The 11,375-nt window shown below is 35.6% G+C and carries 13 protein-coding genes, 2 tRNA genes and 1 pseudogene; 12 read left to right on the top strand and 4 right to left on the bottom strand.

The window, feature by feature from the left end; all coding sequences use genetic code 11:
* The first annotated feature begins 75 nt into the window (after positions 1-75).
* From V6R96_RS16390 to V6R96_RS20805, 9 genes and pseudogenes are all read left to right on the top strand, one after another.
* A complete protein-coding gene (locus tag V6R96_RS16390) occupies positions 76-573 on the top strand; it encodes a hypothetical protein (protein WP_336379584.1) in 498 nt (165 codons plus the stop codon).
* 41 nt (positions 574-614) lie between these two features.
* Positions 615-1,133, top strand: coding sequence for a hypothetical protein (locus V6R96_RS16385; protein ID WP_336379583.1), 519 nt, complete (start codon positions 615-617; stop codon positions 1,131-1,133).
* Positions 1,134-1,285: 152 nt separating this feature from the next.
* Complete coding sequence (locus V6R96_RS16380; protein WP_336379582.1) at positions 1,286-1,519, top strand: hypothetical protein; 234 nt, start codon at positions 1,286-1,288, stop codon at positions 1,517-1,519.
* An 11-nt stretch (positions 1,520-1,530) separates the two neighbouring features.
* A complete protein-coding gene (locus V6R96_RS16375; RefSeq protein WP_336379581.1) occupies positions 1,531-1,977 on the top strand; it encodes a transposase in 447 nt (148 codons plus the stop codon).
* A gap of 80 nt (positions 1,978-2,057) precedes the next feature.
* On the top strand, positions 2,058-2,420 hold the full coding sequence (locus V6R96_RS16370) for a helix-turn-helix domain-containing protein (protein ID WP_336379580.1): 363 nt from the start codon (positions 2,058-2,060) through the stop codon (positions 2,418-2,420).
* A gap of 151 nt (positions 2,421-2,571) precedes the next feature.
* Complete coding sequence (locus tag V6R96_RS16365; protein WP_336379579.1) at positions 2,572-3,009, top strand: hypothetical protein; 438 nt, start codon at positions 2,572-2,574, stop codon at positions 3,007-3,009.
* 62 nt (positions 3,010-3,071) lie between these two features.
* Positions 3,072-3,458, top strand: coding sequence for a helix-turn-helix domain-containing protein (locus V6R96_RS16360; protein WP_336379578.1), 387 nt, complete (start codon positions 3,072-3,074; stop codon positions 3,456-3,458).
* Positions 3,459-3,549: 91 nt separating this feature from the next.
* Positions 3,550-4,479 carry an alpha/beta hydrolase gene (locus V6R96_RS16355; protein WP_336379577.1) on the top strand — a complete coding sequence of 310 codons (930 nt, stop codon included), beginning with the start codon at positions 3,550-3,552 and terminating at the stop codon, positions 4,477-4,479.
* Positions 4,480-5,035: 556 nt separating this feature from the next.
* Positions 5,036-5,274: pseudogene (locus V6R96_RS20805) on the top strand (PoNe immunity protein domain-containing protein).
* Positions 5,275-5,539: 265 nt separating this feature from the next.
* Here the strand turns inward: V6R96_RS20805 and V6R96_RS16350 are convergent.
* Positions 5,540-6,382: an AraC family transcriptional regulator gene (locus V6R96_RS16350; RefSeq protein ID WP_336379576.1), complete on the bottom strand. Its 843-nt coding sequence runs from the start codon at positions 6,380-6,382 to the stop codon at positions 5,540-5,542.
* A gap of 124 nt (positions 6,383-6,506) precedes the next feature.
* Between V6R96_RS16350 and V6R96_RS16345 the strand changes: the two genes are divergently transcribed.
* Entirely contained in the window at positions 6,507-7,520 is a 1,014-nt protein-coding gene (locus tag V6R96_RS16345; RefSeq protein ID WP_336379575.1) for an NAD(P)-dependent alcohol dehydrogenase, read from the top strand.
* Between the two features lie 284 nt (positions 7,521-7,804).
* On the top strand, positions 7,805-8,032 hold the full coding sequence (locus tag V6R96_RS16340; protein ID WP_336379574.1) for a recombinase family protein: 228 nt from the start codon (positions 7,805-7,807) through the stop codon (positions 8,030-8,032).
* Between the two features lie 258 nt (positions 8,033-8,290).
* Here V6R96_RS16340 and V6R96_RS16335 read toward each other — a convergent pair.
* The 3 genes from V6R96_RS16335 to V6R96_RS16325 all read right to left on the bottom strand — a co-directional run bounded on the left by V6R96_RS16335 (position 8,291) and on the right by V6R96_RS16325 (position 10,799).
* A tRNA-Arg gene (locus V6R96_RS16335) sits at positions 8,291-8,364 on the bottom strand.
* Positions 8,365-8,397: 33 nt separating this feature from the next.
* Positions 8,398-8,472: transfer RNA gene (locus tag V6R96_RS16330), tRNA-Pro, on the bottom strand.
* Between the two features lie 314 nt (positions 8,473-8,786).
* A complete protein-coding gene (locus V6R96_RS16325; RefSeq protein WP_336379573.1) occupies positions 8,787-10,799 on the bottom strand; it encodes a M43 family zinc metalloprotease in 2,013 nt (670 codons plus the stop codon).
* Positions 10,800-10,876: 77 nt separating this feature from the next.
* Between V6R96_RS16325 and V6R96_RS16320 the strand changes: the two genes are divergently transcribed.
* Positions 10,877-11,365 (top strand): hypothetical protein, encoded by a 489-nt coding sequence (locus V6R96_RS16320; RefSeq protein WP_336379572.1) that lies wholly within the window; start codon positions 10,877-10,879, stop codon positions 11,363-11,365.
* Positions 11,366-11,375 lie beyond the last annotated feature (10 nt).

Here is an 11,375-nt window from a genome sequence, read left to right as displayed (position 1 = left end):
TATAATTATTCATTCCAAGGCTGTTTTTCATTAAACAGCCTTCAGGAATGGATTTTAAATAACAAAAAATAAGAAATGAAAAACACATACAAATATCCAGTGCTTTTAGCAGCTATGTTTTTAACAGGTTTTATATCCCAGACATTTGGGCAGACCAATTCTCAAATAGGGACCTCTAAAGATCTTGTTTTAAATTTTGAAGGAAATGGTTTTAATGCGGGAACAAAAAAGTTAATGAACTTTTCAAATTCCTTGTCAAAAAGTACACACAATGAAAGTTCCCTTAAGGACAATGAGATTACGATTGGTAAAAATGGATTATATCAAGTAAATATTTCCGGTAATATTCATGAAAATGATCAATTTGAGCAAAAAGAAGAATATGTCATTTATATAAATGGGACTGAATCACTCAGAGGTTATGAAGTAGACGGGTCACCCACTGGTATTTTCTCATTCGAGAAAGAGCTAAAAAAAGGTGATGTGCTGAGTATCGGAACTACTATGAATAACGAGCAGCTAAAGAAGAGTACAGGAACCAATATTCTCACCATTCGTTTACTGCAAAATTAATTCTTGTTTATTCTATTTATAACAATGAAAATAAAAGAGCAATGAAAAAAATAATAACAGCAATAATAATTTTTTCTGTCATTGGCATAAAATCTCAAGTGGCAATAGGAAAAGAGAATATCACTAATACTTCTGTCTCTCTAGAATTTTCGGATACCGAAAATAAAGGATTGGTTCTGCCTTATGTGGAAAACAAAAGCGGGATTTCCCAAAATGGATCTATTATATTCGATACGGTAGATAATAAAGTAAAATATCTTAAAAGTGGAAGCTGGTTTGATTTAAGTGTAGATACTACTGGTAACGCGGATCTTTCTATTCAGGGGGCTGACAAGACAGAGAAGCTTACTGCCAAAACCGCAATAGGAGCCAGCGCTGCTACGGATACTACACAAGGTATTCTTGTATTAACAGATCCTGATAAAGCAATGATTCTGCCTAAAGTTGCCAGTCCGCACCTCAATATCATTAGTCCAAGTGCAGGGATGATGGTGTATGACACTACAGCACGTCAGCTGGCTGTATACAATGGTACTGTATGGTCTTTCTGGAAGCCATAGATTTTACTATTTGAAATGATAATATCTTCAACCAGGTAACCAGTTTACTAGTTTTTCATAAGTTCTAGTTGTAATAGTTTACTATGGTTGAAGATTTATTTAGTTCTTCTGATTAAGGAGTTTTAGTCTAAAACAGAATACCCGCTATTTATATGATAAAGAAAGTTGCATACGGCCAGTCTTTTCTTGGGATGACCAAAAAAGAAGTGCTGAAAGAATTGGGAGACAGTTTTAACTTCTATCCTGATGATATTTGGCAATATGAGCTGAATAAAACATGGTGGGGACTGAAAACCATTATGTTTCTTGAATTTGAAAACAATATAGTAAGTTCTAAATATACCAAAAATGTATTTGGAAGCATCAATGTAGGTAAACGAGAATAAAAAGTTGAAAAATGAGTAGCCATTTTAAAAATATCCACATAGGCTCATTAGTCAGACAAAGAGTCCTGGAACTTGAAGTTGAAACATCACGTATTTGTAATTTTTTCAAATGTAACAATAAAGAAATAGAAGAAATGTTTTTACAAAAGGAACTAACCACCGGCATTCTGTTAAAATGGAGCAAATTGCTTGAATATGATTTTTTCAGGGTCTATTCTCAGCACCTGATATTATATGCTCCACAAAGAAGTACTAATCACAATAGTTCGTCAAACGAAAAAGGATCTAAGCTTCCGCAGTTCAGGAAAAATATATATACCAAAGAAGTAATAGATTTTATTTTGGAATTAGTGGAAAGTGAGGAAAAAACGAGGCAGCAGATTATTGATGAATATAAAATTCCCAAAACAACTCTATACAAATGGATAAGCAAATATGCTTTAAGAAATAAGATATAAATAGCAAGTTCTACGGAAATAATTGAATTCATATTGGGAAAGCCCCGATTCTAAAAAACATTCATTCTAAAAAAAACATTATGGAAAAATCAACTCCGGATTATCACCGCATCTATAACGATATAATAAATAAGAAATATCCTGACAGAAAAGAAGAATGTAAAGTTTTGTTAAATAAACAAAAACTATCAGTATTAGATATCATAGAGCTTAACCGTAAGATCTTCGGTAAATCTGATCAACCGACAGAAGTATTTAACCAAAACCACCGATCTTACAATAAATCTTCTATACTTGAGATTTTGGATTATCAGGAAAAAAACAGGTTGAATAATCTACAGCTTGCCCAACATTTTAAACTGAGCAGGAATACTATAGCCAAATGGAGGAGATTATTTTGGGTTACACCTAATCATAATGCTGAAAAAAATAAACGGTTTTAGCTGTAACACGTTTGAAAGTAGAATTTCTAATATGTGTGATTCATACAGATCATTTCTACAACCGGTAGTTAATAACACGAATATAAAAAACGTAAAAATCAAACGTATTCCAGTAAAAACTTAAAGCAAGCAAAACCATTAATTTTTAAATTTGTGCACTACAGGAGATAAAGCATTGAAAAAAAAATACAGCATAAAGGAATTTCTTGAATACACGAATATAAGCGGCTTTAAGAATAGCCATATTCATATGGTAGAATATGGTAGGCAAAATGATATGCGTAGAAAATCTGCTCCTATTGAGCTTGATTTTTATCTTTTGGCTATAAAGCAGAATTTTGACAAGACACAGGATTATGGTCAGACCATATTTGACCAGTCGGATGCCTTTGTCTATCTCGATCAGCCAGGAGATTTGCTACAATGGGACGTAGAACACCAAATTTCAGGGTATCAAATTCTGATTGATGCAGGAATTTTCAGAAAAATAGCCAAAGAATACAGTTTACTTATTACGGTAATCACGAGGCTCTTTTTATTACCAAAGAGGAAGAGAAAATCATTACTGACCTTTTTCAAAAGGCATTAAAGGAGTTTGATGGCAACGATAATTTTTCCCAAGATATTGTTCTTTCATATGCTTCGCTTATCTTGTCATACATCCAAAAATTTTACAGCAGGCAGTTTGATACAAGACAAGATCTGTATAATACTACCGTAGCTGATTTTTACAAAAACCTTGAAGTGTATTATGATGATGAACAGAACTCCCTAAAGATGCCGTCTGTCTCTTATTTCTCGGATATGGCAAATCTATCACCCAATTATTTTGGCGATCTTATTAAGCATTATACGGGACGTTCCCCTCAGGAGCATATCCATCAACTACTCATTCAGATAGCAAAGAATAAATTAAGAACAACCTCATTAAGTATCAGCGAGATCGCTTATAGTTTGGGATTCGAATATCCGTCCTATTTCGCTACGTTTTTCAAAAAGGAAACGGGTATTTCTCCCAGTGTTTTCCGAAATCAGTAAATAGTTAAAGTCTTCCCGTAATTATTTTAAGGATCAAGGCTACAGTTCAAAATATCTTTGTATAGTTTAAATAACTTTTAAAGATAAGAGAATGAAAGCAGTAAAATTCAAAAACAGGAATTGGGAGGTAGCTGGTATTTTACAGTTCCCAAAAGACTTTGATGAAACTAAAAAATATCCAGCGATTGTTTGTGCGCATCCGATCAGCAGCTGTAAAGAGCAGACAGCAGGAAATGTTTATGGGAAGGCATTGGTAGAAGCCGGATTTATTACGCTAGCTTTTGACGCTTCCAATCAGGGAGAAAGTGGTGGCGAAGTAAGATTTTTAGAAGACCCGGCAACCCGTGTTGAGGATTTTCGTTGCGCAGCAGACTTTTTAACAACATTAAGCTACATCGACGAGGAAAAAATAGGCGTTTTAGGCGTTTGTGGTGGTGGCGGCTACGCGGCCAATGCAGCAATGACCGAAAGACGTTTTAAAGCAGTTGTAACTGTCGTAGGAGCCAACTATGGACGGCTGCTTCGCGAGGGAGACTTTTCAGCAGATGCTGCAATAAAAACTTTGGAGGGAATTGCCAAGCAGCGAACAGCACAAGCAAGAGGAGTAGAACCTGCTATTACAGTTTATAGACCGAACTCACAGGAAGACAGAAAGGCGGCCGGCTTAAACGATATTGACCTTATAGAAGCTGTGGATTACTATCAAACACCAAGAGGGCAGCATCCGAATTCTCCGAACCACCTACGTGTGGACAGTCTGGACAAAGCAATGGCTTTTGATGCATTCCACCTAGCTGAGCTATTACTTACCCAACCGCTTCATGTGGTAGTCGGCGATAAGGTAGGTTCGTTTGGTTCGTATAGGGACGGACTTGAACTGTTTGGTAAAGCAGCATCGAAACAAAAAAGCATACAGGTTGTTAAGGGAGCAAGTCATTATGATCTATATGATGTTCCCGAATACACAGTTCAAGCATTGGCTGAAATAATTCCCTTCTTTAAAAACATCTTGACCAAATAACTTTCTGAACCAAGTTAAAGAAAAAAATATTGAAAAACTTTCTTAATCAATGGCATCGGATTAAAACTTGTCGGAAGATTTGTTCTTCCGACATTTTTATTTGAGAACTTGAAAGATTGAACGGAAGTTTAAAAGTAAAGACTTCAATTACAGTAAAATAAAGTGAAACGATGTCTCTGAATCCCACACCTAATAAGAAGTAAGCACCTTTTTATTGCAGCCATTATTGAAACACCTGCTGACTGTATAAATCAAAAGAGTTCCAATTCATTTTAGTTAGTCCAAGTATTTCGTTTGCAATAGTATTAATATTGCTAGAGCCAAGGTGTTTAATAATTTTTATTGGTCCGGGGATATAACGTCCGCCAAGATAGTACTTACTGTATGCACCTTGTACGGCCTGTGTTACACCATGCGTCCATAGTAAAGCTGAGTTAGAGTTCAGCACAGTATGCACGTGCCTCTTGGAACGGCATACCATCTATTTCAATCTTACCTTCATAATTTAGTTTGCTCGCTATAAACCTGATGTCATCTTCAAAGTTAATCTCAATCAATTCAAGATCTAATATGCCATTACACTAGAGATGTTAATGAATTGAAGAATTACCTGAACACCAATTGGTATAAAAAAATGAAATCAACTTATTGGTTTGATAATGATAAAAACAAAAATGAAGTATTCTTGGATATTGGAGTTTTGAAAGCGGAGCTCTCGTTAAAATCTTATGTTTAGATGATACGGTTCTAAAACAACATCAATACTATCCTTACGATTTGGTTCACTGGAAATGATGTCACAAGAAATATGTAGAAAATATTGAACTTCTTGTCGCAAACCAGACCGACAGAGATTTCATGATTCAGTAGTTACTACAGTATGCCATGATCCGTTAATGTACGAAGATCCATATACCAACCCGATGACATCAGGATATTTAACCCATTAATAGATGTGTGTTATTTAAACGAAGAAAAGATGACAGATAATATCCAATCCAGATTATTTACCCCTTTTAAATTAAAATATAGAACAACGATACTAGAAGTTATACATTTATTATCGTTGCATTTCTTTTCTTATTTCACGCATCCCTTTTCCAAAATGATTTTTAATCGTTCTGTTAAGGTGACTACTGTCGGTAAATCCTAAGTCGAGCGCAATTTCCTGTATAGGGCTATTTGTATATTTTGCTCTTGATTGGGCAATCCGTAATTTGGATATTATTATATAATCCTGAAACCGCTCCGAAGCATTGCGCCTGAAATATTCGCTAAAGTAGGTCTCCGAGATATGAAATTTATGGGATAGATACTTGATAGATAGTTTTTCAGGATCAAGAATGTTAAAGCTGATGAAATTAAGTAAATCTATAAATTTTTGATCATTGAAAGTCCTTCCATCCCAAGCCCTTCGCTGAATATTCCTGCAAATAACAGCCAATACAGAAACTAACGTATTCTGAATGACAAATGCAGAACAGATATCTTTCTTATTGTATTCATAGAGTATCACATCCAAAAGCCTTTTAAGTTGTTTTTTGTCATCAGGGTCGTCAATCAGCTCACCTGCAAGATGGTTATGGTTTCCCATTATAAAATTCAAGCGGCTGAACCAGTTGCTGTAATCAATAGCAGCATTCAGGTTGGACAAAAAATAAGTTCCGACAAATCTGACAAACAAAAAACGGGTTGTCCGTTCAATCACATATTTATGGCATTTTGCCGTAGGTAAAAGAAAAATACCGTTTGCCTGGTATGGATAGTCTACATAATTGACACTATGAAAACCCTCGCCATCTAAAATGTAAACGAGTTCAAAGAAGTTGTTTTTACAGCTTCTGTCTTGCCATTCATCATATTCAGCAATTTCAATTGTGAAAGTATCAGTTATTACATCCATAACGTAAAATTATCATTTTTTTTGGTCACCCGCGTCGATATCCAAGAATAATACTGTTTTATCACTTTAGGATACCAAGTTTTTAGATTGTATTTAGCCAACTTTGTTGGAAAAGAAATCGGATATGAAAGCAGTACAATTGGAACAATTTGGTATTGAAAATTTACAATTAAAGCAAATAGAGAAACCAAGCCCTAAACGGGGGGAGGTGCTGGTAAGGATAAAAGCGGTATCCCTTAATCACCTGGATGTCCTGCTGGCAAGTGGCAATTTTTATAAAGACCTGCCTCATCTTCCCTACACGCCTCTATCTGACGGAGCCGGGATTATAGAGGCATTGGGAGAAGACGTTAACGGATGGAAAATCGGAGACCGTATAGCAATCCAGTACATACAGAACTGGACAAAAGGTGATTTTCAAAAAGAAAACAATACAAGGGTTGCCTGGCAAACGCAAGGCATTTTGGCGGAATACGTTTGCCTTCCTGAATATGGGATTGTAAAAGCCCCGGACAATTTAAATTTTGAGGAAGTTTCTACATTGCCGATTGCTGCCCTGACTGCGTGGCACGCATTAGTCAATCAGGCTAATCTACAAGTCGGTCAAACCGTTCTGACACAAGGTACTGGTGGGGTTTCCATTTTCGCATTGCAATTGGCAAAAGCCGCAGGAGCAAAGGTCATTGCCACCACGAGTACAGAAGTAAAGAAGCAAAAGTTGTTGGAGCTGGGAGCAGATGCCGTCATCAACTATACGGAATATCCTGAATGGCACAAGGAAGTTCTACGGCTCAATGACGGAGTGGGGGTAGATATTACATTAGATATTGCAGGTACGAAAACCATAGAACAGTCTTTGCTTTCGCTCAAAGAAAACGGCTTTTTGGCAACTGCGGGATTTATATCAGGGTCGACATTACCCATTGATATCCATAAACATTCCATCAATATGTCCTTTATACGCATTCAGGGTTTGGCGACAGGAAGCGCGGAAAGTTTTTCAAAAATGAACCGTGCCATTGAGATAAATGACATTCATCCCATTATTGATAAGGTTTATAAAATTGAAAAGATCAAAGAAGCCTATAAAAGGATAGAAAAAGGAGATATGGTAGGTAAAATCGTTATTTCTCTTTAATTAGCATTCTTGAATTTTATAAAGATTGTTTGGCGCTTCTTCTGTTTCTGAAGGTGGGGTGGATGTATCTACGAATATCAGAGCCATCCTTTTCAAATACTGCCATGATTCTGCAATAAATATAAATTCTGCTATTATCATCCAGTAAAACAAAATTAAAGCTAAGTGCAAAAGCTATTTTGTTAAAACATGTATATAAACTCGTCAAATAAACTGTTATGTTTTTCGTTTAAATATATAGGAGTTTTTAAATACAGTAAGGAATTTTATAATACAACCATGCTATGCAAGCCGTTTATCTGTACATACGAGTCAGTACTGATGAACAGGCTGTAAAAGGATATCCCCAACGCAGCCAGTTGCAACGACTTGTTCATTATTGTAAATATAACAATCTGATTATTACAGAAACTATTTTCGAGGATTATTCTGCAAAAACTTTTAACCGACCAGAATGGAATAAATTGTTCACTAAACTTAAGCTTTTCAAACCTTCTGTTCCAGAGGGATAAGTTGTTTTCATTATGTCATTGATTTACATATGTTTAATATTTTTGAAAAGGTTCGAATCCTGTCAGGTTCGTATCAATAATAAAGAGCTTTAGGGTAAAAATCGTCTAAAAAAGATAAAATATTTGTTTTTTTAAGAAAGAAATTATGCTTTTAAAACAAAGAAAAAGGGTGTAAAATACTTTAAATGGACTGATTGATAGGTGTTTATAAATAAAATGACACCATTTTGCCTAAATTTGCCTAATGGTGTCATAAAGTGAGCGCGAAAGGATTCGAACCTTTGACCGTCTGCTTAGAAGGCAGATGCTCTATCCAGCTGAGCTACGCACCCATTAAATAATTTTGAGAAAATTACTAAAAACAGTCGGGGCGGCAGGATTCGAACCTGCGACCTCCTGGTCCCAAACCAGGCGCGATGACCGGACTACGCTACGCCCCGATTGATGGTCATCTAAGCGAATATTACTTCGTTTTAGCGAGTGCAAAGATAGTAACTTTTTTCAAATAAAAAAGAGAAATGTGAAAAAAATATTGAATAGTAATTAACAACATTAAAATCTATACAAGTCAAAAAAAGCAATATTCTTATGTAATAAAATATTTAGGATTTATATATCAATGCTTTAGATGCAGATTCTTTTTTGAGTTTTAAATTTTACAGTGAATTTTTATAAATTTTTGAAATGAAAAAAACCTCCGGAAAAAAGTCCGAAGGTTTATTACAATTAAGAAAACTGCAGTTTTAGATTTAATTTATTTTTTTATAAATTTTACACTTTCTGTTTTCTTGTCATTTTTGAATGTAATGAAATAGGTTCCTTTTGTCAATTCTACTACTCGTATTTTCTGATCTTCAATGGCACCGCTTTTTACAATCTGCCCAACAGCATTGTAAATTTCATATTTAGTATTGTTAGCTATGTTTGTAACGTTAAGAACATCATTTACAGGATTCGGGTAAATTCCGGCTGTATTTTTGTCTTTTGTCACTTCGCTTGTAGCTAATGCTCCTACTACTTTGAATTGTTTTTGTTGTATGTCTGTAAACTCTTGTCCGGCAACTATGATAGCTCCGGCTGAGTTTTTAATTCTATAGAAGCCTTCATCTATATAGATACCGTCACCATAGCTATCATTGATGGTGAAAGTATAACAATCATTAAGAGGCAAGGTCCAGTTTTCAGTAAGAAGGGCAGGGAAGTTAGGATCAGTATCAGGATAATTTCCTCCACTATATAATATAGTCCCTGCACTGTTTTTTAGATCCCATGTTGTTTCTGAGCCATAATAATCAAGCTGTAATTCGAATGTAAAATTTGTACTTGATACCGGTACTGTATTTCCAAGAACTACAGAAGCAGAATTATTAGTGGCTCTTTGGTCAGTAGTTCCGTTTACTGATGTAATATTTGCTGAAATACTGCCAGCTCCTGAACCTGAAGGAATGCTGATTATGGCATACTTGTCTTGAGCTAAGTTTCCGTTCCAGTTTATTGTCTGCTGAGGTCCACCATTCACAGAGTAAGTGATAACAGCAGCCGTAAGCGGGCTTGTTCCTCTATTGTATAGTGAGAATTGAGCAGTGACAGCAGTCGGAGCATCAGCGCATGATGTTTCATTACAGTTTCTTTCTCCTTTTAGTTCACCATCATTGGCAAATAAAGGGATAGCAATGTCTGCAGTTGAAGCTTTTAATTCCATTCTTCTTGGAGAATTGTTCATTACTGCAAACATTCTGTCCTTTTGATTGATTGTAAAAATATTCATACATGTATCAAAGGTGTAATCCATGTAGTTTTCGAACATTTCATCAGTAGTACCACAGCTGTTTGATTTTGGATGTACGGGGCATCCTCCATTAGATGTTCTGTGTACTGGAGTGTCTGCAACATAATCGGTTCCACAGTTTGAGTCTCCCCAAATATGTCTCAATCCTAAGAAATGCCCTACTTCATGAGTCATTGTTCTTCCACGGTCATACGGAGCGCTTAATAAAAATGTTCCATCGTTATAAGTACTGCTTCCAAAAGTTGCATAATTAGCTACCACTCCGTCAGTATCTGCATAACCGCCATTCACGGCCAGTCCTTGTAAAGAAGAATTGGAAGGGAATTGTGCGTAACCAAGTAGATCTGGATCAGAGAAGTTTACACTCCACATATTCATGTATTTTGTAGGGTCCCAGATGGTGACAGGTTTTACATAGCTGTCAATAACAGAAGTAGACCATGAAGGTTGACATAGGTTTACACGGTCTATACCATTTGTAGGGTTTCCTTTAGGATCTACTTTTGCCAGTGCAAATTGTATCATCGTGTCTGCTCCTACGGGGTTGGTGTTTGCTCCTGGGGTTCCAGCCATTTTTCTGTAGTCATTATTCATTACAGTAATCTGAGACTGAACCTGTGTGTCGGTAATATTAGGTGCGGTACCTAAAGCCTGCCCGCTGTGAATAACGTGTACTACAACAGGAATTGTAATGATTCCTCCGTTTTGAGATTTGTTATTTTGTGCATTGGCAATCAATGGCCCAATCCAGTCTTCAAACTGTTGTTCGGTCATCCTTTTAGGGTTCTTTTGCTGCAGCATAGCTTCATATTCCGTAGAAGCGCATCTCACAAACCCATTTGTTTTTCTGAGCTCTTCAAGTGTATAAGTTTTCCCAAAAACAATCTTATCTGTAGGATCATTTTTCTGTCCGAAAACTAAACAAAAGAGTGTTAAAAAAAGTAAAAATGGTAATTTAAAAGTAGTTTTACCTTTCATGTGTATATAATTTAATTAATTTTACAAATGTATTTATTTTTATTAATAAACTGGTTTGAAACTTTAAAATACATAAAATGAATCCTAGACTGACAATTGTGTTAATTTCCCTTATGTTATGTAATGTGAACTGTACTTCCCAACAAAAAGGAAATCCGGATGCATTTACATCAAATGCTGTACAAAAATCCAAGATTGAAAAAATAGAGATCAAAGAACAGACAAGAGGTACAGACAGACTGATAACATTTATCCCAAATTCTAAAACGATATCTCTGAACGGAAGTGTTTCAGTGTCTGCATTATCACCTCTGGATTGGGCAAACATTGTAAAACAGATTGAAGTAATAGATCTTGATAAAATTGCATCACTAAAATCTCCTTCTGAAGGGAGGTTTACAGATAGGGCCTTAATTTCCAGTGTATTAATTACAGTTGATGGCAAAACATACGAATCGTCAAGCTTTGATGCAGGAATACCCCCGAAAGAATTAGAAAATCTTTATAAAGAACTTTTCAAGGATATAAAAACCAAGCAAAAGCCTTCTACAAGAAATTTGCATTAGCAAGATTTCT

This window comes from Chryseobacterium sp. CCNWLW53, assembly GCF_037083525.1.
GTDB classification, from domain to species: Bacteria; Bacteroidota; Bacteroidia; order Flavobacteriales; family Weeksellaceae; genus Chryseobacterium; species Chryseobacterium lathyri.
This window is presented reverse-complemented; position numbering and strand designations above follow the sequence as displayed.

Bases quoted from the DNA above. Each gene is read 5' to 3' on its own strand.
- V6R96_RS16345 (WP_336379575.1), top strand. From the start codon at position 6,507: ATGAAAGCAGTACAATTGGAACAATTTGGTATTGAAAATTTACAATTA.
- V6R96_RS16355 (WP_336379577.1), top strand. From the start codon at position 3,550: ATGAAAGCAGTAAAATTCAAAAACAGGAATTGGGAGGTAGCTGGTATT.
- V6R96_RS16325 (WP_336379573.1), bottom strand. From the start codon at position 10,799: ATGAAAGGTAAAACTACTTTTAAATTACCATTTTTACTTTTTTTAACA.
- V6R96_RS16390 (WP_336379584.1), top strand. From the start codon at position 76: ATGAAAAACACATACAAATATCCAGTGCTTTTAGCAGCTATGTTTTTA.
- V6R96_RS16375 (WP_336379581.1), top strand. From the start codon at position 1,531: ATGAGTAGCCATTTTAAAAATATCCACATAGGCTCATTAGTCAGACAA.
- V6R96_RS16380 (WP_336379582.1), top strand. From the start codon at position 1,286: ATGATAAAGAAAGTTGCATACGGCCAGTCTTTTCTTGGGATGACCAAA.
- V6R96_RS16320 (WP_336379572.1), top strand. From the start codon at position 10,877: ATGAATCCTAGACTGACAATTGTGTTAATTTCCCTTATGTTATGTAAT.
- V6R96_RS16340 (WP_336379574.1), top strand. From the start codon at position 7,805: ATGCAAGCCGTTTATCTGTACATACGAGTCAGTACTGATGAACAGGCT.
- V6R96_RS16350 (WP_336379576.1), bottom strand. From the start codon at position 6,382: ATGGATGTAATAACTGATACTTTCACAATTGAAATTGCTGAATATGAT.
- V6R96_RS16370 (WP_336379580.1), top strand. From the start codon at position 2,058: ATGGAAAAATCAACTCCGGATTATCACCGCATCTATAACGATATAATA.
- V6R96_RS16385 (WP_336379583.1), top strand. From the start codon at position 615: ATGAAAAAAATAATAACAGCAATAATAATTTTTTCTGTCATTGGCATA.